This is a genomic window from Ligilactobacillus murinus DSM 20452 = NBRC 14221 (genome assembly GCF_001591685.1).
In the GTDB taxonomy this organism is placed as follows: domain Bacteria; phylum Bacillota; class Bacilli; order Lactobacillales; family Lactobacillaceae; genus Ligilactobacillus; species Ligilactobacillus murinus.
This window is the reverse complement of sequence record NZ_BCVJ01000020.1, coordinates 1-24,379: the sequence shown is the minus strand read 5'-3', so window position 1 is coordinate 24,379 and position 24,379 is coordinate 1. Positions and strand designations below refer to the sequence as shown.

General features: G+C 41.4%; 27 protein-coding genes. 10 read left to right on the top strand and 17 right to left on the bottom strand.

Features of this window, described 5'->3' with window-relative positions; translation table 11 throughout:
• Positions 1-81 precede the first annotated feature (81 nt).
• From gap to LMU01S_RS05335, 5 genes are all read right to left on the bottom strand, one after another.
• The gene (gene gap / locus LMU01S_RS05355) at positions 82-1,095 is read right to left on the bottom strand and encodes a type I glyceraldehyde-3-phosphate dehydrogenase (protein WP_010689278.1); all 1,014 of its coding nucleotides are present in this window, start codon (positions 1,093-1,095) and stop codon (positions 82-84) included.
• Positions 1,096-1,153: 58 nt separating this feature from the next.
• On the bottom strand, positions 1,154-2,182 hold the full coding sequence (locus LMU01S_RS05350) for a sugar-binding transcriptional regulator (RefSeq protein ID WP_056958047.1): 1,029 nt from the start codon (positions 2,180-2,182) through the stop codon (positions 1,154-1,156).
• Between the two features lie 345 nt (positions 2,183-2,527).
• Positions 2,528-3,814 carry an RNA polymerase factor sigma-54 gene (rpoN, locus tag LMU01S_RS05345; protein ID WP_056958049.1) on the bottom strand — a complete coding sequence of 429 codons (1,287 nt, stop codon included), beginning with the start codon at positions 3,812-3,814 and terminating at the stop codon, positions 2,528-2,530.
• Between the two features lie 246 nt (positions 3,815-4,060).
• A complete protein-coding gene (locus LMU01S_RS05340; protein WP_056958051.1) occupies positions 4,061-4,357 on the bottom strand; it encodes a DMT family transporter in 297 nt (98 codons plus the stop codon).
• Positions 4,354-4,785 (bottom strand): MarR family winged helix-turn-helix transcriptional regulator, encoded by a 432-nt coding sequence (locus LMU01S_RS05335; protein ID WP_056958054.1) that lies wholly within the window; start codon positions 4,783-4,785, stop codon positions 4,354-4,356. Before LMU01S_RS05335 ends, LMU01S_RS05340 begins: the two co-directional genes overlap by 4 nt.
• Before the next feature lie 156 nt (positions 4,786-4,941).
• On the opposite strand from LMU01S_RS05335, the gene clpP reads away from it, so the two are divergent.
• Positions 4,942-5,532, top strand: a complete 591-nt coding sequence (gene clpP / locus LMU01S_RS05330) for an ATP-dependent Clp endopeptidase proteolytic subunit ClpP (protein ID WP_004048260.1) — start codon at positions 4,942-4,944, stop codon at positions 5,530-5,532.
• A 61-nt stretch (positions 5,533-5,593) separates the two neighbouring features.
• Here the strand turns inward: clpP and LMU01S_RS05325 are convergent, their stop codons facing one another.
• From LMU01S_RS05325 to LMU01S_RS05275, 11 genes are all read right to left on the bottom strand, one after another.
• Complete coding sequence (locus tag LMU01S_RS05325; protein WP_056958056.1) at positions 5,594-6,646, bottom strand: PTS sugar transporter subunit IIC; 1,053 nt, start codon at positions 6,644-6,646, stop codon at positions 5,594-5,596.
• A 157-nt stretch (positions 6,647-6,803) separates the two neighbouring features.
• Entirely contained in the window at positions 6,804-7,757 is a 954-nt protein-coding gene (gene whiA, locus LMU01S_RS05320; protein ID WP_056958058.1) for a DNA-binding protein WhiA, read from the bottom strand.
• A 12-nt stretch (positions 7,758-7,769) separates the two neighbouring features.
• Positions 7,770-8,789 carry a gluconeogenesis morphogenetic factor MgfK gene (mgfK, locus tag LMU01S_RS05315; RefSeq protein WP_369946574.1) on the bottom strand — a complete coding sequence of 340 codons (1,020 nt, stop codon included), beginning with the start codon at positions 8,787-8,789 and terminating at the stop codon, positions 7,770-7,772.
• Complete coding sequence (rapZ, locus tag LMU01S_RS05310; RefSeq protein ID WP_056958060.1) at positions 8,786-9,673, bottom strand: RNase adapter RapZ; 888 nt, start codon at positions 9,671-9,673, stop codon at positions 8,786-8,788. Before rapZ ends, mgfK begins: the two co-directional genes overlap by 4 nt.
• A 109-nt stretch (positions 9,674-9,782) precedes the next feature.
• Entirely contained in the window at positions 9,783-10,673 is an 891-nt protein-coding gene (gene sdaAA / locus LMU01S_RS05305; protein WP_056958062.1) for an L-serine ammonia-lyase, iron-sulfur-dependent, subunit alpha, read from the bottom strand.
• A 13-nt stretch (positions 10,674-10,686) separates the two neighbouring features.
• The gene (locus LMU01S_RS05300) at positions 10,687-11,346 is read right to left on the bottom strand and encodes a serine dehydratase beta chain (protein WP_056958064.1); all 660 of its coding nucleotides are present in this window, start codon (positions 11,344-11,346) and stop codon (positions 10,687-10,689) included.
• Positions 11,347-11,512: 166 nt separating this feature from the next.
• Complete coding sequence (locus LMU01S_RS05295; protein ID WP_004048276.1) at positions 11,513-11,986, bottom strand: S-ribosylhomocysteine lyase; 474 nt, start codon at positions 11,984-11,986, stop codon at positions 11,513-11,515.
• A 66-nt stretch (positions 11,987-12,052) separates the two neighbouring features.
• The gene (gene uvrA, locus LMU01S_RS05290; RefSeq protein ID WP_056958066.1) at positions 12,053-14,899 is read right to left on the bottom strand and encodes an excinuclease ABC subunit UvrA; all 2,847 of its coding nucleotides are present in this window, start codon (positions 14,897-14,899) and stop codon (positions 12,053-12,055) included.
• 18 nt (positions 14,900-14,917) lie between these two features.
• Positions 14,918-16,918, bottom strand: coding sequence for an excinuclease ABC subunit UvrB (gene uvrB / locus LMU01S_RS05285; protein WP_056958068.1), 2,001 nt, complete (start codon positions 16,916-16,918; stop codon positions 14,918-14,920).
• A 125-nt stretch (positions 16,919-17,043) separates the two neighbouring features.
• Positions 17,044-18,771, bottom strand: coding sequence for a phospho-sugar mutase (locus tag LMU01S_RS05280; protein WP_056958069.1), 1,728 nt, complete (start codon positions 18,769-18,771; stop codon positions 17,044-17,046).
• Between the two features lie 109 nt (positions 18,772-18,880).
• Positions 18,881-20,020 (bottom strand): site-specific integrase, encoded by a 1,140-nt coding sequence (locus LMU01S_RS05275; RefSeq protein WP_056958071.1) that lies wholly within the window; start codon positions 20,018-20,020, stop codon positions 18,881-18,883.
• A 137-nt stretch (positions 20,021-20,157) separates the two neighbouring features.
• Here LMU01S_RS05275 and LMU01S_RS10450 point away from each other — a divergent pair, with 137 nt between their 5' ends.
• Positions 20,158-20,313, top strand: coding sequence for a hypothetical protein (locus LMU01S_RS10450; protein WP_156470390.1), 156 nt, complete (start codon positions 20,158-20,160; stop codon positions 20,311-20,313).
• Here the strand turns inward: LMU01S_RS10450 and LMU01S_RS10445 are convergent.
• Positions 20,310-20,876, bottom strand: coding sequence for a helix-turn-helix domain-containing protein (locus LMU01S_RS10445; protein WP_156470389.1), 567 nt, complete (start codon positions 20,874-20,876; stop codon positions 20,310-20,312). The two genes, LMU01S_RS10450 and LMU01S_RS10445, sit on opposite strands and share 4 nt — an antisense overlap.
• A 224-nt stretch (positions 20,877-21,100) precedes the next feature.
• Here LMU01S_RS10445 and LMU01S_RS05265 point away from each other — a divergent pair, with 224 nt between their 5' ends.
• Genes LMU01S_RS05265 through LMU01S_RS05230 form a run of 8 tightly spaced genes read left to right on the top strand, consistent with a single transcriptional unit; the run spans position 21,101 to position 24,340 of the window.
• Complete coding sequence (locus LMU01S_RS05265; protein WP_056958074.1) at positions 21,101-21,286, top strand: helix-turn-helix domain-containing protein; 186 nt, start codon at positions 21,101-21,103, stop codon at positions 21,284-21,286.
• Positions 21,287-21,325: 39 nt separating this feature from the next.
• Positions 21,326-22,048: a Rha family transcriptional regulator gene (locus tag LMU01S_RS05260; protein WP_056958075.1), complete on the top strand. Its 723-nt coding sequence runs from the start codon at positions 21,326-21,328 to the stop codon at positions 22,046-22,048.
• A 3-nt stretch (positions 22,049-22,051) separates the two neighbouring features.
• A complete protein-coding gene (locus LMU01S_RS05255) occupies positions 22,052-22,342 on the top strand; it encodes a hypothetical protein (protein ID WP_056958077.1) in 291 nt (96 codons plus the stop codon).
• A gap of 18 nt (positions 22,343-22,360) precedes the next feature.
• Positions 22,361-23,167: a Rha family transcriptional regulator gene (locus LMU01S_RS05250; RefSeq protein ID WP_056958079.1), complete on the top strand. Its 807-nt coding sequence runs from the start codon at positions 22,361-22,363 to the stop codon at positions 23,165-23,167.
• Positions 23,168-23,226: 59 nt separating this feature from the next.
• Positions 23,227-23,457, top strand: coding sequence for a hypothetical protein (locus LMU01S_RS05245; protein ID WP_056958081.1), 231 nt, complete (start codon positions 23,227-23,229; stop codon positions 23,455-23,457).
• Positions 23,458-23,470: 13 nt separating this feature from the next.
• Positions 23,471-23,710, top strand: coding sequence for a hypothetical protein (locus LMU01S_RS05240; RefSeq protein WP_056958083.1), 240 nt, complete (start codon positions 23,471-23,473; stop codon positions 23,708-23,710).
• A complete protein-coding gene (locus LMU01S_RS05235) occupies positions 23,707-24,063 on the top strand; it encodes a hypothetical protein (protein ID WP_056958085.1) in 357 nt (118 codons plus the stop codon). The genes LMU01S_RS05240 and LMU01S_RS05235 overlap by 4 nt, the downstream gene beginning before the upstream one ends.
• A complete protein-coding gene (locus tag LMU01S_RS05230) occupies positions 24,056-24,340 on the top strand; it encodes a hypothetical protein (RefSeq protein WP_056958087.1) in 285 nt (94 codons plus the stop codon). The genes LMU01S_RS05235 and LMU01S_RS05230 overlap by 8 nt, the downstream gene beginning before the upstream one ends.
• Positions 24,341-24,379 lie beyond the last annotated feature (39 nt).

The window sequence follows — 24,379 nt, the reverse complement described above, 5'->3', positions numbered from 1 at the left end:
TAAAAATAAAAGGCGGGAGGAGTCTGCCTCCCCCCGCCTCATAACCTGCATAACAAGTTAAAATTAGCGTTTAGCTAAATCTTAAAGCATGCTTGCAAATTTTTCTAATGTACGGATCATTTGTGCTGTAAAGCCAGCTTCGTTGTCGTACCATGCAACAGTCTTAACAACTTGTGCATCGCCTTCACCAACAACTTGTGTTTGTGTTGGGTCGAAGATTGAACCAAATGATGTACCGATGATATCTGAAGAAACGATACCGTCAGCATTGTAACCAAATGATGGGTTGTTTTCTGTAACTTTCTTAACTGCTTCGTTAACTTCTTCAGCTGTAACTTCTTTGTCAAGAGTTGCAACTAATTCTGTTAATGAACCTGTGATAACAGGAACACGTTGTGCATGACCGTCTAACTTGCCGTTCAATTCTGGAACAACTAAGCCGATAGCTTTAGCAGCACCTGTTGAGTGAGGAATTGTGTTTTGAGCTGCAGCACGTGCGTTACGTACGTTACCACCGCGATCTGGACCATCTTGTAATTTTTGTGTAGCTGTGTAAGCGTGGATTGTTGTCATTGTACCAGCTTTGATGCCAAATGCATCGTTAACAGCTTTAGCAAGTGGTGCCAAGCAGTTTGTTGTACATGAAGCAGCAGAAACGATTTGGTCTTCTGGTGTCAATGTATCATCGTTAACACCGTAAACGATCGTCTTCATCTTGCCAGCTGGAGCTGAAACAAGAACTTTCTTAGCACCTGCTTCTACGTGTGCTTGTGCCTTTTCTGGAGATGTGTAGAAACCTGTTGATTCAAGAACCAATTCTACACCATCGTTTTTAACCCAAGGAATGTTGCGTGCATCTGCTTCTGCGTAAACAGGAATTTCCTTACCATTAACGATAAGTGCGTTTTCTGTTGCGGAAACTTCACCTTCAAATTGACCGTGAGCTGTGTCATATTTCAACAAGTGAGCCAACATTGCTGGAGATGTCAAGTCGTTGATAGCAACGATTTCCAAGTCTTTTGATGTTTCAGCAATACGACGGAATGCTAAACGGCCGATACGACCAAAACCATTAATACCTACTTTAGTAGTCATACTACAATTTCCTCCTTTAGGAAATAAAAATTTATTTTAAAAAGTAATGTTCAAAACACTACTCTTTTAAAATCGCTTTTGCTGCTCCTTCGTCTGTGATCAGACATGTTTGTTTAGGAGCGTGTTTCATGTAAGAGACGATCGCTTTAGCTTTTGAAGTGCCACCAGCGACGGCAATTACACATTTCATAGAAGCGAGGTCTTCTAACTGGATCCCGATACGTGAGATCCGATACACGATCTGCCCTTTTTCATCAAAAAAGTAACCAAATGCTTCACCGACCGCTTTTTTCTTATTTAGCATTGCGATCACTTCTGGCGCCATCGAACGTCGATGTGCCATATGCATTGCTGTTCCGATGCTGTGGATCACAGCATTACTTTGACCGATCAAATTGACGACCTCTTGAACAGCAGGTTCTTTTAACAATGGACGATACGTACTCTCGCTTACTTGCTCGGGCACATAGAGCGAACGGCTTTTTCCACCAGTCCGTCGAGCCATCCGAGCACACACGTTATTTGCCTGGATCTCCATCCGTTCACCTAGTCCTCCTCGTGCAGGCACAAAGAGAAGCTCACGTTGAAGACCAATATCAGGAGTCAAACAGGCAGCGATCTGCGCCATTGTCGTCCCACCCATAGCCGCTATAATATTACGACCATGGGGCAATAACGTCTTTAATGTGTTGGTAACAAGTTTTCCCATCTCATCAACTACCTGCAACTGATCATCGCTGTCACCAGCAACGACCAAACAGTTCTCGATCCCAAGCTTTTGACTCAAACGCAATTCCAATTGCTTAAGATCTAATAATTGATCGATAAAACTTGCTAACCCCTGAATAACTTCTTTACCCTTATCTGTCAAGACCATCCCAGACTTAGTTGCTGCGACGAGTTCTTGTCGTTTTAGGCAATCTGCCTCACTCCGTAGGATCCGTTCGCTCATGCCCAAGGCTTCGGCTAATGAACGTCTACCTATTGGTCCAAATGTTGCAATCTGCTTTAGCACTGCGTATCTTTGACTTAAGGTATCGATCACGTCTGGAACGATCCGCTCGATCCACTCGATCTCTTGGTGCATAATCTTCGTCTCCCTTTCTGTGGGACATGAAACGTCCAGAGGTGGAACAACTCATTGCTGAGCTGATCACTTAAGTAAATCATCACAAATTATCCTACCGTGATGACCCACTCCCCCAAGCACAATGAAATTATAACAACAATATTTCCCTTTTGCAAGGTATTGAGCGCGAAAATTCAATAAAAAAAACGAAAATCACTTAGCCACACTACCGACTATCCGAAGTTTTAGCAATTCACAAGTGTAATCGTTTATAAATTAACGAACTTTAACTTCAAAACATACCATTATCGCCCGTAAATCAAGGAACGATCATGTTTTTTAGAAAATATTTGGTTTGGTCACTTAAAATCTTTTTCGTTTACTTGAAGAAGCGATATTTAATTTTTCACGATACTTGGCAACTGTTCTACGGGACACTTTCAGTCCATCACTTTGTAACTGCTCTGCTAATTTTTGATCTGAAAGTGGCTTATGTTTATCTTCAGCTTCAATATAAGCCTGGATTTTTTTATATACTTCATCAACACTAGTTTCATTGCCAGCTTGATCAGTATTGATCGCCTGGGAAAAGAAACTCCGCAATTCAAAGATACCAAAATCAGTTTGTAAATACTTACCATTCACCGCCCGACTAACTGTTGATTCGTGTAGCCGTAATTTTTGGGCTACATCACGCAATAACATCGGTTTTAATGGATGATCTGGGGCCGTAAAAAATTCTGGCTGACGCGCTAAGATCTCGGCTCCAACTCGCTCGATCGTACTTTGCCTTTGAGCCAACTCGGCTACTAAAGTTTGATATTGCTTCTTTTTTTCTTTTAAATAGTCAGACACGCTTTGATCGAGCTCACCAACTAAACTTTCATAATAACTTTTGCGGAAAATGATCCGTGGTTTGACTAAAGTAGTTGATTCTGCTTGGAGGGTACCATTAATATTTTTAACGATCAGATCTGGCGCGATATAGGCAGTTTCACTTTGATCGTAAGCCTTACCTGGTGCAGCTGACAACGTCTTTAGATAATCGATCAACGCTTGCATCTGCTTTAGATCGATCGCCATTTTTTTAGCGATCTGTTCCCATTTACTTTGCGTAAAGAGTTCAAAATGCTCAGCGATCACGCAATAAGCTAGATCATCGCGCCCCCGCTCACTTTCGATCTGAAGTAATAAACACTCTTGCAGATCACGCGCACCAACTCCTGGAGGATCTAAGCGCCACAAAAGGGTCAAGGCATCATCAAGTGTTGTTTGGTCGATCTTTTTATCACGGACCAGTTTTTTTGTATCTAGCTTTAGATATCCATTTTGATCTAAATTTTGGACAAAGTAGACGACCCAATCACGCAAAACAGTTTTTCGCATTGTTAGATTGACTTGATCGAGTAAATAATCAAAAAGCGAGCTAGTTTTGCTTGGCGGTGTCACAAAATCTGGCAATGGCTGTCCGCTTGAACTACCATTAAATGAAACAGCTACAAAAGGGTTATCCAATTCGATCTGTGAGAGATAGTCGTGAAGTTCGCTAGCATTAAATTTGAGCATTTGGATCGATTGTTGCATTTTTTGCGTCATGATCAACTTACCTTGTTGCTTTTGTTGTAATGTTGCATCTTGTCTAAGTTTCATTTTTTTATCCTTTTTGCAAATTTATACTTGTAATTATATCAAATATATTTTAATATAATAAAGTACGCATCGCTAGTGTAATGGATCGCACGCAAGATTCCGGTTCTTGTAATCTGGGTTCGACTCCCAGGTGATGCATCAAAAATTACGGTGATAGTATCTCATTATTGTAATGAGGTGCTATTTTTTTGTAAAAAAACACCCCCATATTTCTGTAGGAAGTGTTATATCGGTCAGCCATATCAGTTAAATGACACCAACTATGATCAAAGTGATCCCTAATAAGGTCAATAAATTAATGCTTTCCTTGAAATAAAAAACACTGACCGCTGTCGCTAAAATGATCCCAACACCTGCCCAAACAGCATAAGCTAAACTTATGTCTAGGCCCTCTAACGACTTAGCCAAAAAGAAAAAACATAGACCATATGCAACTAATGCTAAAGTCGAAAGTAATAGTTTCGTAAATCCATCCGACATCTTTAAAAATGTCGTTCCTAAAAATTCACCGATGATCGCCATTGCTAAATATACATAACTCATTTATCCTCTACCTGTCCTTTCAAATTTGCTAACATCTCTTCATTTAGATCATTTAATAATCGCAACTTCTCTATCCCTAAAGCTTGCGCAGCTTTTAATTCCTTAGTTCGTAATTCCGTCAAAACCTCCCTTGCTTGCTCTTGGCCAACTTCATTTAAATATAAGATCTTACTGCGTTTATCGGTCGGGTCGGGAAACGTTACGATCTTTTCTTCTCGGCTCAACTTGTTGACTATCGAAGTGACCGTCTGTTTAGGAAGACCTATTTCTTTTATCAAGCATGTCAGTGGCAATTTAAAGTCATGCATTTCAAATACTATAAATACATATAGTAATGATGATGTAAGCCGATTTTGGGCGATCAACTGATCGTAGACATGATTACATGCGATCCGATCTGCAGTATAACGTTTTAGCTCGGTTTCCATTTTCCCCTATTTAGTACGATTCCGCACTAAATAGCAACAGATATTTTTAGCAAATGCAAGTTTATTTGATTTGACCATTTTTGACCAATAGGTTACAATAGCAATACACAGTCAGTCACTGACTTTAAATTTATTAATATTGCGGAGGTTCCCACTATGAATTTAGTTCCTACAGTTATTGAACAATCATCTCAGGGAGAACGTGCCTATGATATCTATTCTCGTCTCTTAAAAGACCGGATCATCATGGTCTCAGGTGAAGTTAACGATGATATGGCAAATGCGATCATCGCCCAATTACTTTTCTTAGATGCCCAAGATCCTGAAAAAGATATCTATATGTATATCAACTCTCCCGGTGGTTCCGTATCAGCTGGATTAGCAATTTATGATACTATGAATTTTGTTAATGCAGACGTGCAAACGATCGTTATGGGAATGGCAGCTTCAATGGCTTCTGTTTTGGCTACAGCTGGTGCTAAAGGCAAGCGCTTTGCATTACCTAACTCAGAGATCATGATCCACCAACCATTAGGCGGGGCACAAGGTCAATCGACTGAGATCCAGATCGCAGCCGAACACATCTTGAAGACACGCAAATTGATCAACGAGATCTTAGCTGAACATTCTGGACAAGATATCGAAACGATAGATCGTGACACTGAACGGGATAACTTCATGACCGCACAACAAGCAGTTGACTACGGTTTGATCGATGGGATCATGAAAAATAAAAAGAAAAAATAAACATTAAAAAATAAGAGTGTGAGACGTGCGGTCAATGCCGGATATCTCACACTCTTATTTTTTAATCTGTTTTTAATAATAGATCTGTCGCCGAAATGAGCTTTCTCTTATCAATAAAAATGTATTTCATTAAATAACCTAAGAGGACAGGTAGCACTACAAACAAACAACTCAAACTTAAAATACTCAACCAACCAGATGCCATAAAACCATAGGCTGTCAACGGCCCGACCAAGCCACTAAAGCCAAAGCCAGCACTCATCGGTGTTCCTTGAATATCAAACACTGCACCTAAACCACCCATGATCGCCGAACTGATGGCTACTGGTAGATAAAGAATAGGTTTTTCCAGCATATTTCCCATTTGGATCTTAGGCGTACCAAAAAAGTGTGCAATCACGGTCCCCAAGCTATTGACTGAACTTCCCATGATCGCCAAAGTGAATGCCCCAGCGGTAATGCCTAAATTAGCAGATCCCGAGGCGATCCCCGTGATCCCGATCGCAGCTGCGATCCCCACTGAACTGATCGGCGAACAGATCAACACAGCAAACGCAATCCCCATTAAGACCCCCATCAAAATAGGTTGTAAGAGCGTAAATGTTTTGATCCCAGCTCCGATCAAACCAGTCACCGCTTTAACATATGGCAAGACCAATAACCCTAAACTACCACCGATAACGATCACAATGATCGGTAGCAATAAGATCGTATAGTTTTTAAACTTATTACCGATCAACCAAGCTAAGAGAACAGAAAAGACGATCGTTACCCCAACGTTGATCACATCGCCAGTCCCAACTAGACCAAAACCTTGTTGCGTCTTTACGATCACACCAGAACCGACCATTGCCGCCCCAGCGATCGAACTCATCTGGACCATGTTCATTTTAAAAAGATAGCCGACACTAAAACCTGCCATCGCTGGTAGTAAACTCATATTAAATGTAGTGATATCCAAAACAGCATGCGCAAATGTCGGCCAGATCTTTACTAAAGCTTGCATCAATTGTCCCAATAAAGCCCCTGGGATCAGCGAGACCACCACTCCCATGCTGATACCGTTCAATACATTTAAGGTAAATTCACGTCCCGTTATTTTCTTTACACTCATAAAAATTCCCCCTTTGATCTTTTGGCTCGGTTTGATAATTGTTAATCTACCTGAAAATAATTATAAAGTCAATCCAAAAATTATAATTAGCTCATCAAAAACTTAATTTTACACACAAATAAAGCCGACAATTCAGCAAAAATCTAAATTATCGACTTTATCCATTTGAAATATTCTCATTTTCTCCCGCACGCAACTGCTGTACGTACTCATTTAATTTACGCAGACGATGATTGATCCCTGATTTTGAGATCGGCCCTCCCGCAACTAATTCACCGAGTTCTTTTAAACTGACCTCTGGATGAGCGATCCGCGCTTGAGCTACTTCTTGCAACTTTTGCGGCAAACTCTCAAGCCCGACCCGTTGATCTAAATATTCGATATTTTCGATCTGTCGTTTAGCTGCATCAGCGACCTTGTTCATGTTGGCATTCTCACAATTTACGATACGGTTGACTGAATTTCGCATATCGCGAACGATCCGGATATCTTCAAACTTCAACATTGAAGCTGTAGCCCCGATCAAAGATAGGAAATCAGCGATCTTTTCGGCCTCTTTCAGATAGGTGATATAACCACTTCGGCGCTCAGTTGTGCGCGCATTTAAACCATAACGATTGATCATCTTACAGATCGTTTCATTGTGATCTTCATACAACGAATAGATCTCTAAATGGTACCGACTTGTTTCTGGATTATTGACCGAACCAGTTGCTAAAAAAGCCCCTCGTAAGTAAGATCTTACTTTGGCATCATCATCTAGAAAGTCTAACGGAACTGTTTCTTTGATCTGGAAACCATCTAAAATATCTAGATCTTTTAAAACATGATCGCTTCCCGTTTTTAAGCGCACGATATATAAGTTATTCTTCTTTAACTTCATCTTGCGACGCACCAACAATTCACTTTCAACATCGTAGAATTGTTTTAATAAAACATAGATGCGCCGAGCGATCGCAGGATTTTCAGTTTGAACACTCAAGACAAATTGATGATCAACAATGCTAAGCGAACCATTCATCCGGATCAAAGCCATCAATTCCGCCTTTGCATTGCCAAAATGCACCTCAAGTGTCGTCAATTCTTTTTTTACGTCACTGGCGTATGACATTTAGCCACCCCTCTAATTTAATTCATTGGCATACCATGACTTAGGGCGTCCGAGCAACCGCATCAATTCTTTCACGACCTGTTCTCCATCATGAAAAACGCCACGGTCGCGTAATTTCAAAAAGTTGTCTGAGATCACACGACACCCTTGTTCTCTCAAACCATTAAAGTCATAAGCCACTTGATATAAATATTCATCATATTTTTGACGATCCATATAATCTTTTGGTACTGGTTCAGTATTGACCAACACAGTATCGATAAAGCGTTGCCCTAAATGCCGATTCAAGACCCGAACATGTTCAGCATCGGTAAAGTGTTCAGTCTCACCTTTTTGAGTCATAATATTACAGATATAAACGACTTCGGCTTTAGTCTCACAAACAGCCCGCCCAACATTATCGATCATCAGGTTAGGCAAAATACTGGTAAATAAACTCCCCGGTCCTAAAACGATCTGATCAGCTTCCATGATCGCCTGAACGACTTCGGCTTTAGCCTCAGGTTTTTCATCATCGATCGAAGTCACCCAAACTTTTTCGATCGTTTTGCCAGCCGCCGAAATATGTGATTCTCCCGCCAAAGTCGTTCCATCAGTAAAACGAGCATTTAACGTCAAAGGTATATCAGATGCAGGATAAACATGTCCCTGGATCTTCATCAATTCGGAAAGTTCTTGGACCGCATCAAAGATCCCACGGTCATCCATTTCAGACAAAGCAGCGATCACTAAATTACCGATTGCATGCCCTGAAAAGAATTGATCGTTGGACTTAAAACGGTATTGAAAGATCTGTTTGTAGATCTCCGGCATATCTGACAGTGCCACTAACACATTACGGATATCACCTGGGGGAACGACATTGATATAGTCCCGAATGACCCCAGAGGAACCGCCATCATCAGCAACCGTCACGACAGCAGTGATATCGACATTATGTTGGCGTAGGCCATTTAAAATAACGGGTAAGCCCGTCCCCCCACCGATCACCACGATCTTCGGACGATGCCGATTTACTTTTGACTTCATCATGAACGATTCACAGTCTCCTTTCGTTTCGCCATATCACGGTGGGTGATGTTCACCGGATACTTCTCTTGTAGAGCTTTTCCAATACGATTAGCCAGTGCCACTGAACGATGTTGCCCACCAGTACACCCGATCGCGATCGTAACACTTGACTTACCTTCTTTTTGATAGCCAGGCATTACAAAACGCAACATCTTGATAAATTGTTGATAAAATTCTTCAGTCATCTCGGAGTTCATGACATAATCATAGACTGCCTGATCATTGCCTGTTTTTTCACGTAAGTCTTTAACATAATACGGATTTGGTAAGAAACGAACATCCATCACGATGTCAGCATCGATCGGGACCCCATATTTAAACCCAAACGACATTACATTAACATGAAATGCCGTACTTTGATCGCTTTCAAAGTTCAAAAAGAGCTCTTCTCGTAACTGACGCGGTGAGATCTTGCTAGTATCGATCACAAGTTGGGCTTTAGATTTGATCTCGGATAATAATTCACGTTCATGTTGGATACCATCTAAAACACGCCCATCCATTGCTAAAGGATGCGCTCTTCTTGTCTCCTTATAGCGAGCTACTAATTCTTCATCCGATGCATCTAAAAATAAGATCTTCGGCCGTAAATTATCGTTGCCATCATCTAACTCTTGGAGCATTCCAAAGATCTCATCGTAAAAAGCCCGCGAACGCAGATCGATCACTAAAGCGACCTTACTGATCTTGCCGGATTCCTTGACTAACTCCCAGAATTTCCCTAATAAAGCTGGTGGCATATTATCCACACAAAAATACCCAAGATCTTCAAAACTTTGCATCGCAACGGTCTTTCCGGCACCACTCATTCCGGTCACTACGACTAATTGTATTGTTTCTGCCATTATTAACGCCCCCAATTAAAATCCATCGACTAATTATAACACATCCGGGTGTATCATTCATTAAACAGCGATCTTAGCCTATTAAAAAAGCAGCTCGTCTGAACTGCTTTTAATCTAGATCTAGTTCTTGCCCAAAGATCTTCAATTTCATCTTGATCCCTGTTGGTGTCGCCGCCAAGCCCCCTAGCCCAGTTTCACGCAGTTGGGCTGGTAGGCGCTTACCGATCCGTTTCATTGCTAAAATCACTTCATCCGCGGGGATCTTATTTTCCAAACCTGCTAAAGCCATGTCGGCTGCAGCCAGTGCATTGACCGAACCAACGACATTCCGTTTAACACAAGGGATCTCAACTAAACCAGCGACTGGATCACAGACCAGCCCCAACAAATTGCTCAATGCCATTGCAAAAGCTTCAGCTGCTTGCGTTGGACTACCACCACAGATCTCAACTGCCGCAGCTGCAGCCATGCCTGAAGCACTACCGACTTCGGCTTGGCAACCACCAGTAGCACCTGCGATCATCGCATTGTTGGCTGTCACCATTCCAAATGCACTGGCACAAAAAAGAAAGGCTACCATCTGGTCAGTCGTCAATCCTCGCTTTTTTTGTAATGCAAACAATACGCCTGGGATCGTTCCTGAAGAGCCTGCTGTTGGGGTGGCACAGATCAATCCCATAGCCGCATTGACTTCATTTGTGGCTAATGAATTTTCGATCGCATAAAGGACCGTTTCATCCGTCAAGCCTTGCCCTGATTCACGATATTTTCGCATCTTAGCCGCCTCGCCCCCAGTCAATCCAGTTGGTGAGTGGACCCCATCACCTGTAGTCCCGCGTTTAGCTGCTGCTAACATCACTTCCAATTGACGTTGCATCTTAGCCCAAACTTCAGCTCGACTAGCGCGTGAATAAGCCATCTCTTGTTCTAACATCAATTCCCAGATAGGTTTATCTTGCTTGATTGCCGTCTCTACTATCTCTGCTACACTGTTATACATATAAGTTCCTCGATCATAGACAGACCAAACTGCGACTTTGTGCTTTGATCTGCTCTAAAATATTTTTTGGTGGCAAGCGGTCAAGATCAAACTCATGGATCAAGTTACCTTGTCCAAAAATATTAGTCATCTCATGTCTGATCTTGACATTATCTTGATTTAAACTCTCTTTGATGTGAGCTGTAAAATCCGTCTCAGCCCAGCAAAGCATGATCGGCAAGGGGCCTAGAGGTGCAAAACGACAGCCATCTAATTCAAGTTCTCGGATCTCGATCGTACCGCCACCGATCGAACAACCACCAACTTTGATCATTTTATCGGCATTTTTTAACGTAATGATCGCTGTATTTGGATGCCCGATCGGACTTTTTCCTTCATGTTCATTAAAAACGACCTCGATCCCTTGAGCCCGTGCAATATCGACTGCTTCAGGGACGCGCAGATCGTCGGTTTGCATTCCTAACACACCTGCGATCACCGCATAGTCAGTTCCATGCCCCTGATGTGTTTTAGCAAAAGATTCATAGTAATCGACTATCACCTGTTCGATCGGTTCGCCAAATATTTTATGGGCTGCTTGACCGATCGCCACCGCTCCAGCAGTATGTGAACTTGAAGGCCCTACCATAACAGGTCCGATAATATCAAAAACACTCTTGTAATTCCCGCTCACCTTTTTCACCTCAACTTAAGTCATTTTTTATTAATGTATCACTAAAGTTCACCTTTTGACACTACATGTGAAAAATTTAATTTATTTTTTTTCAATCTAGCACAACTTACTAACCTAGTCCCCAAAAAGGGCTAGCCCAAAACTTGAGCTAGCCCTAAGTTGTCTATTATTCTACTACTTTACGTTCAAATGGATCGGATGAGATACCTTCATCCAAGATCTTTTGACACCATTCTTTGGCTGAGAACAATGAGTGATCACGGTAATTACCACAACTCTTGATATCAGTTCCTTGAACATCGTCCCAAGAAGCATTCAAAATATCATTTAAGGATGCTTTTAAGGCTTTAGCAACTTCAACCGTATCATGTTTTCCCCACATGATCAGATGAAAACCTGTCCGGCAACCAAATGGCGAGCAATCGATCACGCCATCCATGTGGTCGCGTAAATAACCAGCTAACATGTGCTCGATCGTATGCAAGCCTGCTGTTGGGATCGCATTTTCATTTGGTTGGACCAATCTAAGATCAAAATTTGAGATCTGGTCTCCCTTTGGACCTTCTTCTACCGTGATCAAACGCACATAAGGTGCCTTGACTGCGGTATGATCCAATGTAAAGCTTTCAACTTCTGCCATTCTAGCAACACCTCTATTATTAATTGTACACCTTAACTTTAACAGTTTGAGGTTAAAAAGCAAGTCTTAATCTTGCCGTGGTTCATAATGCCCCTTTTCCAAGAGCGGTTTTAAATATTTACCCGTGTAACTTTGTTTGATCTGACATAATTTTTCAGGTGTCCCGACTCCGACGATCTGTCCACCACGTTGGCCACCTTCTGGTCCTAGATCGATCAAATGGTCCGCCGATTTGATAACATCTAAATTGTGCTCGATCACTAATACCGTATTGCCCTTATCCACCAATCGTTGTAAAACATTCAATAAACGCTTGATATCATCTGTATGCAAACCGGTCGTTGGTTCATCTAAAATATAAAAGGTCTTACCCGCTGATTTACGATGCAATTCAGAAGCTAATTTCATTCGTTGAGCTTCACCACCAGATAAAGTCGTTGCCGGTTGACCTAATGATACATAACCTAACCCAACATCAACGATCGTCTGTAATTTACGCTTGATCTTAGGGATCGCACTAAAGAATTCTAATGCTTCTAAGACATTCATTTCTAAGATCTGCGCAATATTTTTGCCTTTATATTCAACTTCTAGTGTTTCAGAATTATAACGCGCTCCATGACAAACTTCACATGGCACATATACATCAGGTAAGAAATTCATCTCGATCTTGATGATCCCATCCCCTTTGCAGGCTTCACAACGACCACCTTTAACGTTAAAACTAAAACGCCCTTTGCCATAACCACGTAACTTAGCTTGGTTAGTTTGGGCAAATAATCCTCGTATATCATCAAAGACTCCCGTATATGTCGCCGGATTACTTCGCGGAGTACGCCCGATCGGACTTTGATCGATATTGATAACTTTTTCAAGATGTTCAGTACCCGTGATCTGCTTGAATTTACCTGGTTTTTCAGAATTATGGTGTAGTTTTTGAGCTAAAGCTCGTTTTAAGATCATATTGACCAATGTGGACTTACCAGAACCCGAGACACCTGTGACCGCAATAAATTCACCCAACGGGAATTTCACATCGATGTCCTTAAGATTATTCTCTGTTGCACCAATGATCTCTACAAAATTTCCATTCCCTTGACGCCTAGTAGCTGGGATCGGAATATATTTTTTCCCAGCTAGATATTGTCCAGTCAACGATTTCTTCAAACGTGCAACTTGCTTAGGCGTACCTGCAGCCATGACCTGACCACCTTCTATTCCAGCACCCGGACCGATATCGATCAAATAATCAGCCGCCCGCATCGTGTCTTCATCATGTTCCACTACGACCAAAGTATTTCCTAACTCACACATGGCGCGTAAAGAAGCGATCAAACGGTCATTATCACGTTGATGTAGACCGATCGAAGGTTCATCTAAAATATATAAGACTCCTGAAAGGTTAGAACCGATCTGGGTCGCTAAGCGGATCCGTTGAGCTTCGCCCCCAGAAAGTGTACGAGCTGAACGGCTTAAATTCAGATAATCCAAACCGACATTCACCAAAAATGTTAAGCGGTCTTTGATCTCCTTTAAGATCGGGCGTGCGATCTGAGTCGCTTGCTCACTAAATTCCAAGCCCGCAAAAAAGGCCAATTCATCAGCGATCGGTAAATCAGAAACTTCACCGATATGCTTACCGGCGATCTTGACTGCTAGAGCTTGGCGATTCAAGCGATAACCATGGCAAGTTTGACACTGCAAGCTCGTCATATATTTACGCATCACATCGCGGGTAAAATCGCTATTAGTCTCATGATAACGCCGATCAATGTTTGGGATGACCCCTTCAAAGGTCGTATCAATGTCACGGATCCCGCCAAAATCATTTTCATACCGGAAATGGAAAGTCTTATCTTTAGCACCATACAAAACGATATCTTGTTGTTCTTGAGGTAGATCTTCAAATGGGGTATCCATATCGATCCCGAAAGCTTCACATGCTTGCTTTAACAAAGTTGGATAATATTTGGAACTGATCGGATTCCATGGTTCCATTGCTCCTTCATTAAGGGTCTTTTTTCGATCAGGTACGACTAGATCGATATCGACTTCAAGCTTCATGCCTAAGCCATCACAATCTGGACAAGCTCCAAAAGGCGCATTAAAAGAAAATAGTCGTGGTTCAAGTTCTCCGATCGTAAAGCCACAATAAGGACAAGCAAAGTTTTCCGAAAACTGTAACATTTTGTCGCCGATCACATCAACGAACACCCGGCCTTCAGCCAAGCGTAACGCTGCTTCAAATGAATCAAATAAGCGTGAGCGGATCCCTGTTTTAACAACGATCCGATCGACCACCACAAAGATATCATGTTTGAGATTCTTGTCTAGTTCGATATCTTCAGCAATATCGCGTAAGTTTCCATCGATCATGACTCGGACAAAACCTTCACGTTTGATCTTCTCTAAAACTTTTTTATGTTGTCCTTTCTTACCTACCACGATCGGTGCTAAGATCTGGAGTTTAGTCCTTTCAGGGAGCTGCAAAACTCGATCGACCATCTGCTCTGGCGATTGGCTCGTGATCTCACTACCATCATTTGGACAGATCGGCGTCCCTACTCGTGCCCATAACAAACGCAAGTAGTCATTGATCTCTGTTACAGTCCCAACCGTTGAGCGGGGATTCTTTGAAGTCGTCTTTTGATCGATCGAGATCGCTGGTGAAAGTCCATCGATCGAATCGACATCGGGTTTATCCATCTGACCTAAAAATTGCCTAGCATACGCTGACAAACTCTCAACATAGCGACGTTGGCCTTCAGCATATAAAGTATCAAAGGCGAGCGAACTTTTACCTGAACCGGAGAGACCCGTGATCACGACAAGCTTTTCTTTGGGGATCTCAACATTGATATCTTTTAAATTATGCTCTCTGGCACCACGGATCGTAATCTTATTTTTTCCCACAACTTTCATCCTTTCTGCTTAATCAAGCTGTGCTTTTAATTCCATCACAGTATCACGTAAAGCGGCGGCATCCTCAAAGTCGAGGTTCTTAGCGGCAGTTTTCATTTGCTCCTCTAAACGTGCGATCATTTCTCGTTGTTCTGGTTTACTCAATTCATCAAAATCGAGTTTATCATTTAAAGCTTTAGTACTTTCTTTTGGTTTAGTCGTCATTGTGATCACATCGCGGATCGCTTTTTTAACAGTTTTTGGCACGATCCCATGTTCAGCATTATATTGCATTTGGATCGCCCGCCGCCTTGCTGTTTCATCCATCGCTGCTTGCATCGAATCTGTTATTGTATCAGCATACATGATCACGTGTCCCTTTTCATTTCGCGCAGCACGACCGATCGTTTGGATCAAGGAACGTTCATTGCGCAAAAAGCCTTCTTTATCGGCATCTAAGATCGCAACTAAGGAGACCTCTGGTACATCGATCCCTTCACGTAATAAATTGATCCCAACGAGCACATCAAATTTTCCTAAACGAAGATCCCGTACGATCTGGGTCCGTTCAAGCGTCTTGATATCAGAATGCAAATACTTGACTTTAATGCTCATCTCTTTGAAATAATCCGTCAGATCTTCTGCCATTTTCTTAGTCAAAGTCGTTACAAAGACGCGCTCATCTCGTTTAGTCCGTTTATCGATCTCAGCTACTAGATCGTCCATTTGCCCCATGATCGGGCGAACTTCAACTTCTGGATCCAATAATCCAGTCGGCCGAATGATCTGTTGCACGACTGTATCGGTACGTTCTTGTTCATAAACACCTGGGGTCGCCGACATATAAATGATCTGATCTACTCGCTCTTCAAATTCAGCTAGCTTTAACGGCCGATTATCTAAGGCACTTGGCAACCGAAACCCGTAATCGACTAACATCTGCTTACGTGAGCGGTCACCATTGTACATTCCACGCACTTGGGGCATCGTAACATGGGATTCATCGACCACGATCAAAAAATCATCTGGGAAGAAGTCTAACAATGTATACGGTGCTTCACCTGGTTTTCTTCCATCCATATGCCGTGAATAATTTTCGATCCCCGAACAATATCCCATTTCACGCAACATTTCAATATCGTAGGTCGTCCTTTGTTCTAAGCGTTGGGCCTCTAATAGCTTGCCATCAGCGCGCAAAACTTCTAACCTTTGAGCTAATTCAGCCTCGATGCTCTTGATAGATCCTTCTAAACGTTCGCCACTTGTCAAAAAGTGCGTCGCTGGGAAGATAACAACGTGATTGCGCTCACCTAAGATCTCGCCAGTCAAAGGGTCAACTTCTCGGATCCGATCGATCTCATCACCAAAAAATTCGACCCTAAGCGCTTGTTCATCTCGTGAAGCGGGAAAGATCTCGACTACATCCCCCCGAACACGAAAACGCCCCCGTTGAAAGTCGATATCGTTACGTTCAAATTGAACATCGATCAATTGGTTCAACAACTTGTCCCGTTCGAGCTCTTGCCCAACTCGCAATGAAAGAGCTTGATCACGGTATTCTTTGGGATCACCTAACCCAAAGATCGATGAAACTGAGGCCACTACGATCACATCATTGCGCTCTAATAGCGAACTAGTCGCAGAGTGACGTAATTTATCGATCTCATCGTTGATGCTTGAATCCTTTTCGATATAAGTATCACTTGAAGGAACATAAGCTTCAGGTTGATAGTAATCGTAGTAGGATACAAAATACTCAACAGCATTGTCTGGGAAAAATTCTTTAAACTCGCCATAGAGCTGGCCTGCCAGGGTCTTATTATGAGCTAAGACCAAAGTTGGCTTATTGACTTTGGCGATCACATTTGAGATCGTAAAAGTTTTCCCTGTCCCTGTAGCCCCTAATAAGATCTGTTCTTTTTTACCCGCTTTGACCCCTGCTGCAAGCTCATCGATCGCTTGCGGTTGGTCTCCAGTTGGTTGATATTTTGAAACTAATTTGAACTCTTTATCGGCTTGACGTTCGATCAAATGATTACCCCCTCATTAAAAACTATTGCTTACAAGATTATACCACAACGAACGTATTTTCGCATCAGCAGAACCAAAAAAAGACACGGCTGATCACCGTGTCTTCAACAGCTAATAGCTAAACTTTAGCCCTTGATGAAATCATTGATCGCTTTTTCAAATTTTTCACATTTAGCTTGTGCATCAGCTTCGGAAGTACCTTGTGTTCCAATGTAAAATTTGATCTTTGGTTCTGTACCTGAAGGACGAACTGCGATCCAAGTTCCATCTTCAAGGAAGTATTTCAAAACATTTGACTTAGGCAAGTTGATCGTTGTCACATTACCTTCTGCATCTTGGCGACTGGAAGCTTGATAGTCCTCAGCTGCGATCACTTTATACCCAGCAAAATCAGTTGGCAATTCTTGCCGGAACTTAGCCATCAAGTCTTTGATCTCTTGTGCACCTTCGATCCCATCAAAGGTCAAAGCGATCGTCTTTTCAGCAAAATAGCCGTATTTTTCAAATAACTCTTGTAGACCATCATATAAATTCTTACCTTGTTTCTTGTAAAAAGCAGCTACTTCAGCTAATAGTACTAAAGATTGGATCGCATCTTTATCGCGCACAAATGGACGGATCAAATAACCATAACTTTCTTCAAAACCTAACATGAAGCTGTGTTCATTTGTTTCTTCAAAGTGTTGGATCTGTTCAGCGATAAACTTGAACCCAGTCAAGACATTGATCGTTTCGATCCCAAAGTCAGCCGCAACTTTAGCAGCAAATTCACTAGAAACGATCGATTTTACTAAAGCCCCATTTGCTGGTAAGTTACCTGCTTTTTTACGAGCTGTTAAAATATAATTCAACATCAAAGCTGCGATCTGGTTACCCGTCAACAATTCATATTCACCATCTGGTTGTCGAACGGCTGCTCCTAAACGATCAGCGTCAGGATCGACAGCCACTAAAAGATCAGCTTTTTGGCTCTTGCCTAATTTGATCGCTAAATCAAAAGCTTCTGTAAACTCTGGATTTGGATGTTCAACGGTTGAAAACTCTGGATCTGGCATAGCTTGTTCTGGGACCATTGTAAAGTCTTCAAAACCTGCTTGACGTAAAGCTTTTTCACCTAACATCCCACCAGTACCGTGAAGTGGCGTAAAGACCAACTTCATCGTTTTACCTTCTTCAGCAACTAATTCACGGTCGATCGTTACTTCTTTAGCATTTTCTAAATAAACTTCATCAACTTCTGAACCGATGACTTGCAATGTGTTGTCATTGATCAAAGCATCTTTATCAGCAACTTCGACTGCAAAAAGATCATCAACTTCACGAATATAGTTTGTGATCATATCTGATTCTTTTGGTGGCATTTGAGCCCCATCTTCACCATAGATCTTATAACCGTTATATTGTTTTGGATTATGGCTTGCTGTGATCATGATCCCGGCATAAGCATGTAGATGCCGCACAGTAAAGGATAGTTCTGGTGTTGGACGCAAGCTTTCAAAGACAAAGCTTGGAATTCCATGAGCCCCTAAAACGCGGGCTGCTTCAAATGCAAATTCTTGTGACATGTGACGTGAATCATAACTGATCGCTACACCACGTAATTTTGTTTCTTCATCCAAGGTATCCATAAAACGTGCCAAACCTTCAGTTGCTTGGCGCACAGTATAAATATTCATGCGGTTGATCCCAGCACCGATCAAACCACGCATCCCAGCTGTCCCAAATTCCATTGGGGTATAAAAGGCATCTTCTAATGCTTCTTTATCATTTGCGATCTTATCAAGATCTTCCCGAACTTCAGGTGCTAGATCAGGTCGTTTGTTCCAAATAGTATAAGTTTCTTCCCAACTCATATAATCACCTCATTTATCTATTCAAATCTAGTATACTATCAATCGGCAAAACTTGCTATAACAAGCACTTTTACGCTTACAAAAAATTTAAGGGTCTCTTTTAGGGTCTCTATCCCAGATATTTAACAAGTTTATTGATCGTTGCCTTTTGATCTTGCTTAGTCAAGTGAGTGTAAACATCAAGCGTTGTTTGTACTTTTTCATGACCTAAACGAGTTTGAACTTCTTTGACGCTAGCACCCGCAGATAATAACAAAGTAGCGTGCGTGTGTCTGAAGCCGTGAGGGGTGATCTTAGGTAAACTAGTATCGATCGCACAGATCTTTTTTACCCAAGCATAGACCGTACAGCGTGCTAAAAATTCGTTTTTAGTATTACTAAATACTAGTTGTTTGCTAGACATCGCATTGATCCCACACTTTAACAAGTAACTAGCTTGCTTGACTTGCCAACGTCTCAGGACTTGCATCGTTTCGTTATCCATAACTAACAAGCGCTTGCTAGCTGGAGTTTTGGGAGATTGTATAATAGCCTTATTGCCAACCCCCCTAGCTACTGTTTTACTGATGCTGATCGTGCTATTTACAAAATCGACATCGTCCCACGTCAGAGCTATAAGCTCCCCTATTCGCATACCGCTATAAGCTAACATTCTAAGTACAGCATAGTTTTTAAGTCCCATTTTTTTCGCAATGGTCAAGAAACGTTTTAATTCTATTGGTTCAAAGTAATTGCGTTCACTTCGTATTATCTTTTGACGTGGTCTGATGACATCTTTAAACGGGTTGCGATCGGTCAACTCTAATCTTTTAGCAAAATCTATCACATTAGAAGCATACCCAAGCAACTGCTTAAATGATGCAGGCGAACTACTAGCCCAAACATTGACCGCTTTTTGACAGTTAGCAAGGTTTAGCTTATCCACCCGATACAGCCCCATTTGTGGCAATATCTGATTTTTAAAAAGTGACAGCACCTTATTAAGTGTTGACTCTTTGACCGTTGTTTTATACTGATCTAACCACATCAAGTAGACATCTTTAAAAAGCTTGCTATCTAGTGGCTTGAAGTAATTGCCATTTGAAGCATCATACTCTAACTTGACCAGTTCTTTTTTAGCCTCTGCCTTAGTCTTGAAACCTGCACGCTTGATATATTTCTTTTTGCCAGTCATCTCATCGATCCCAGCATATACACGGAAGCGGTAAAACTTCCCTTTGCTAGTTTGATACTCTGTAATTTTAGCCATGTTTATCAGTCCTTTATCTTTATTGCACGGGCTAGGTGGCTTAAAGTAATGCACGATAGGACGGCTTTATCACTGGTATCTATTCGCTTGTATATGTATTGGATCGTATGACATCCCTAGAAGTGGAGTAATCAGGGATGCACTGGCTAAGTGGCTCAAAACCACTTAGAAGCTTATTGCAGATTGTTCGGACTGTAAAAGCGATCGCTAAAGTACTACAAAATACTACTTTCTCCACTTGTGGCGAAAACCCAACAAAACCCTACATTTTTAGGCGTGATACTGGCGATTAATCAGAAGTATCAATATTGTAAAAATCATCAGGTAGTTCCCGTATCAATCTATTAACCATTTTTTTCGCCTTATTTCTTTCTTTTGTATGTGGTGTAGTTAAGAAACTAAAAAGTCTAATGATGAGGTTTGCAATTTCTTCTTTCTCTATATCGTTAATTTTTTGGTAGTCGTCGCTAGTGTAATATTTCATCCTTTCTATATTAGCACTGCCAATAGCTCCGCCGTTCAAAAATTCTAAATTATTTAACATATTGAACGTAGTTAGCAAAATGGCTCTTTCGTTATACGTCGCCGCTCTTAAAGAAACATCTCTGCCTAGTGGATCAAAGTTGCCAAGTTGATCATAAAAACCGCCTTCTACTGTATATTTAACACTTGTTTTTCCCAGTAAATAATCAACAGTTACGCCGAAATAGTCCGCTACTGCCTCTAATTTATCGCTTGGCGCTTTATCTTTCCATTTATTAATTGCCCCATTACTAAAGCCGAGTTGTTTTTCAAGCTCTCGTATAGAAACATTTTTCTCATTCGCAAGGTCTTTAATTCGTTGATATATCGACATTTTAACCACCTTAAAAAGTTAAATTAAGAAAAATAAGCTACAAAAATATTGACATATAGAAAAATAAGCTATATAGTTTTAGTTGTAGATAATTGAATACCATAAAAACGCATTTAACTATTAGTCGCTAGTTAGTTGCCTTTTTCTTTATGTTTATATTGTAGCTCATTTTTCTACACATTACAATGATAAAGATTTTTATTCTATAAAAAGGAGCGATATAGATGATTTACGACAATATCAAGAAAGAAGCCAAAAAGAAAGGTTATTCGGTCAGACAGTTAGAACGAGCCCTATTTTTCAGTAATGGCACAGTTGCTAAGTGGGGCAAGCGAGCACCAAGCGATAAATTAATGCAAGTTGCTGACTTCCTGCAAGTAGACCCAATGAAGTTACTAGGACGCAAATAGCCACACAAGCAAGTTAGCAAATAGAAAGGAGCTAGAGGGATGAACGAATTAGAACAATTAACCGAAGTCATGATAAAAGACCGCAAGGCGATCACAAGCAGTCTAAACGTGGCGCAGGTATTTCACAAGCGACATACACACGTATTAAGAAAAATCGATCAAATTAAGGAAGATTGGAACAAGACAATTAATTCTAAAACACCAACCTTAAAAATGGGCTCAATTAATAAAAATGAATTCAGCCCAAAAATGGGCTCAGCTAACACCCGTTTTAAAGATCATTTCAAAGAGACAACTTACATCACCGAGAACGGTAGAACTGTAAGAAGTTACGATCTTGACCGCTTCGGGTTCACAATGCTAGTCACTAGCTTTAACGGTAAGGAAGCAATGAAGTTTAAACTTGCCTATTTCTCACGCTTTGACGAAATGGAACAAGAACTAATCAAGCGTAATACTCTATACGACATTGAGAAAGACTTACGCCGACAGCTCACAGACTGCCTAAAAGAGCACTACCAAGGTGATAATCTAAGCGGTGAGATCCGAAGCATGACACAACTTTTATACATGGTTACCGCTGGAAACAACGCAAGCAAGTTAAAGCGTGATCGTGGCTTAGATCGTAAGGCGTCGGTATTTGCTGAAGCTTTGACCAGCGCAGAGCGTTCAAAGTATATGGCTAAAGAAAGTCAGTTGACCGCATTATATCAAGCTGGCGTCACTGATTATCACGAGTTAAAAGAAAAGTTAGGAGATTAAAAAATGATACTAAAAGAACATGAACCAAATAATAAAGATGTTTACGTAGTATTGACCCCGATTGATTACCCACTAGGCGAAAAAATGGAGTTCGTAACAGATGTTTGCCTATTAGGTGCTTTCCATACATTGGAAGAAGCAAAAAAGCATGTTGCCGACACAGTCAAACAACTTAACGACGAATTAGGCGAGGACTTTGAACCTGAAGAATATAGCTTTTATATCAAAGTTTTAAAAGGCGTTGCACCAGAAGACAAGTTAATAATTTCAGTTGATGAAAACATCATCAAGTAAAAGAAAGGAAGATACACCATGAAGACAAAGAAATTAAATAACACAATCGCAGAGTTAAAGGACTACAGAGAACGCAACGGCTTAACTTATCAAGAGTTAGCCGATCGCATGAACCAAGACCCAAGCTATAACATGGATCCGAGCCGTTTAAGATTATGGATCGTCGGAGAGAGTCACCCGTTAGATACATCCCTGAAACAAGTCGAGCTATTTTTACGGCGTGAGTATACCAACGACATCACGAACTATTTTTCTAAGGACGTTAAATATATTGATAGTCGCCTAGTTGCTCAATGGGCTGGAAAAACACATCGCCACTTGATGAGAGATATTAGAAAACATGTTGACGATCTAAAAAAAGCTCAAGAACAGCTAAAAGATAGGGGTGCCCAAACTTGGGCAGACCCCCAAAGTGCTGGTAAATACGGTATTTTAGATCCCGACCTCTATTTTATTGAGTCATCTTTTATCGATCCGCAAAACAAAACAAAGTACCCAAGCTTTTTAGTAAGTCGCTTAGGTTGTGAGATGATCGCCAACAAAATGACAGGCGTTAAAGGTACTCAGTTCACAGCGTTATATATCAACGAGTTCCACCGCTTGAGAAATGAAACTGAAGCGATCCCAGCGCCACAAGAAGCGCCAAAGATCGAGCAAGAAAGTTTATTCGATCATGAGCCACAAGCACCGCAGACACAAGAAGAGCGAGACCTTGAATACTTGAAGCGCCGACTACTAAATGATGTGCTAGAAAGCACCACAGTTTTAGAGCTTGGTAAAAATATCGTCAAGACGCTGGAATTAATCACAGTTTTAGACAAATAGCCCCACCAACGAGTCAACCCACATCCCAAACCCAAAATACATCAAAGGAGAGCTTTAACATGACAGAAGAACAAGAAAAGCTATTAGATATCTCAATAGAACTAGGCAAGTTAGCAAATCAAACTGACTTGTACGCTGAACTCTTAGACGCCTATATCATGGATCTAAGACGTGGCGAACCTACCGCACAAACTTACTTGATTAAGTTATTACCAAAGCTAAGGGATGCTTTAAGCAGTCACAGCAAGGATCTATACAAATTATCGGACGCCACTTGTCCGGAAGAATAAAGGAGCGATCACAATGCAATATACCAATGAAACAGAGATCAACAAACTAGACGAGCTACAAATCAGAGCACGGACAGTAAACGAGTTGCTAAAAGCATACGTATCAGAAAACGGCGAGATGAAACCAGCAGACAAGCTTTACTTAGTTACTACAGTACTGCCACTCATTACAGATAGCCTAGACTTTATTTGTGACGGTATGGCAGGCGTCAGCAACTCATTAGCTCAAAATCAACAGGAGGCGCACGAATGAAACGAAGACAACTAACATCAGACGAGCGGACCATTTTATCACTTCTAGGCTATGGAGCAGATAACACCCGCCCTACTGCTTATCTAGCAAGTATGACAGATCTAAGCCAACGAGCGGTAAGAAAGGTCATTCGTGATCTAGTAATTGATCACGGTGTGCCAATCGTAGGCGTACGAAATGGCGCAAAGACTGGCTACTATATCGCAACTGATCAAGACGAACTCATCAGAGCGACCGAACCACTCAAGAACGAGATCAAACAGCTAGCCTTAAGAAATCGAGCGCTATTAATTGCACAGATCCGCACTGACTGGCTGGAATATTTAAGCAAAGGAGCTCAAGACAATGGCTAAAGTAACGATCACACTAGACACCGAAGACATGCAACTGACGGAAGATTTTAAAAGCGTTGGCCAACTAGTAACGATGCTAAAGGCCGCTACTAACATCCCTAGCGCTCCATACATGACTAAAAGCGAAGTGGCTAGGTTCATGGGGCTTAAGTCAGTGACACCAGTTGATAAATGGATAAAGAAAGGTTTGCCAGTCGTTAAGATCGACGGGATGAACACACTCATCAAACGGCAAACGCTTATCGATTGGTTAGCAGAACACGAGACAACAGAATAATGCACACGATCCATAGAGCTTTAACGATAAATGAGCACT

Excerpts from the sequence above, each read along its gene's own strand:
- LMU01S_RS05340 (WP_056958051.1), bottom strand. The coding sequence starts at position 4,357 with ATGAGTTATGTATATTTAGCAATGGCGATCATCGGTGAATTTTTAGGA.
- LMU01S_RS05295 (WP_004048276.1), bottom strand. The coding sequence starts at position 11,986 with ATGGCAGAAGTTGAAAGCTTTACATTGGATCATACCGCAGTCAAGGCA.
- LMU01S_RS05230 (WP_056958087.1), top strand. The coding sequence starts at position 24,056 with ATGGCTAAAGTAACGATCACACTAGACACCGAAGACATGCAACTGACG.
- clpP (WP_004048260.1), top strand. The coding sequence starts at position 4,942 with ATGAATTTAGTTCCTACAGTTATTGAACAATCATCTCAGGGAGAACGT.
- LMU01S_RS05265 (WP_056958074.1), top strand. The coding sequence starts at position 21,101 with ATGATTTACGACAATATCAAGAAAGAAGCCAAAAAGAAAGGTTATTCG.
- LMU01S_RS05250 (WP_056958079.1), top strand. The coding sequence starts at position 22,361 with ATGAAGACAAAGAAATTAAATAACACAATCGCAGAGTTAAAGGACTAC.
- sdaAA (WP_056958062.1), bottom strand. The coding sequence starts at position 10,673 with ATGTATAACAGTGTAGCAGAGATAGTAGAGACGGCAATCAAGCAAGAT.
- LMU01S_RS05255 (WP_056958077.1), top strand. The coding sequence starts at position 22,052 with ATGATACTAAAAGAACATGAACCAAATAATAAAGATGTTTACGTAGTA.
- LMU01S_RS05275 (WP_056958071.1), bottom strand. The coding sequence starts at position 20,020 with ATGGCTAAAATTACAGAGTATCAAACTAGCAAAGGGAAGTTTTACCGC.
- rapZ (WP_056958060.1), bottom strand. The coding sequence starts at position 9,673 with ATGGCAGAAACAATACAATTAGTCGTAGTGACCGGAATGAGTGGTGCC.
- LMU01S_RS05325 (WP_056958056.1), bottom strand. The coding sequence starts at position 6,646 with ATGAGTGTAAAGAAAATAACGGGACGTGAATTTACCTTAAATGTATTG.
- LMU01S_RS05350 (WP_056958047.1), bottom strand. The coding sequence starts at position 2,182 with ATGCACCAAGAGATCGAGTGGATCGAGCGGATCGTTCCAGACGTGATC.
- LMU01S_RS05240 (WP_056958083.1), top strand. The coding sequence starts at position 23,471 with ATGCAATATACCAATGAAACAGAGATCAACAAACTAGACGAGCTACAA.
- LMU01S_RS05280 (WP_056958069.1), bottom strand. The coding sequence starts at position 18,771 with ATGAGTTGGGAAGAAACTTATACTATTTGGAACAAACGACCTGATCTA.
- LMU01S_RS05245 (WP_056958081.1), top strand. The coding sequence starts at position 23,227 with ATGACAGAAGAACAAGAAAAGCTATTAGATATCTCAATAGAACTAGGC.
- LMU01S_RS05335 (WP_056958054.1), bottom strand. The coding sequence starts at position 4,785 with ATGGAAACCGAGCTAAAACGTTATACTGCAGATCGGATCGCATGTAAT.
- whiA (WP_056958058.1), bottom strand. The coding sequence starts at position 7,757 with ATGTCATACGCCAGTGACGTAAAAAAAGAATTGACGACACTTGAGGTG.
- LMU01S_RS10445 (WP_156470389.1), bottom strand. The coding sequence starts at position 20,876 with ATGTCGATATATCAACGAATTAAAGACCTTGCGAATGAGAAAAATGTT.
- LMU01S_RS05235 (WP_056958085.1), top strand. The coding sequence starts at position 23,707 with ATGAAACGAAGACAACTAACATCAGACGAGCGGACCATTTTATCACTT.
- LMU01S_RS10450 (WP_156470390.1), top strand. The coding sequence starts at position 20,158 with ATGCACTGGCTAAGTGGCTCAAAACCACTTAGAAGCTTATTGCAGATT.
- gap (WP_010689278.1), bottom strand. The coding sequence starts at position 1,095 with ATGACTACTAAAGTAGGTATTAATGGTTTTGGTCGTATCGGCCGTTTA.
- LMU01S_RS05260 (WP_056958075.1), top strand. The coding sequence starts at position 21,326 with ATGAACGAATTAGAACAATTAACCGAAGTCATGATAAAAGACCGCAAG.
- rpoN (WP_056958049.1), bottom strand. The coding sequence starts at position 3,814 with ATGAAACTTAGACAAGATGCAACATTACAACAAAAGCAACAAGGTAAG.
- mgfK (WP_369946574.1), bottom strand. The coding sequence starts at position 8,789 with ATGATGAAGTCAAAAGTAAATCGGCATCGTCCGAAGATCGTGGTGATC.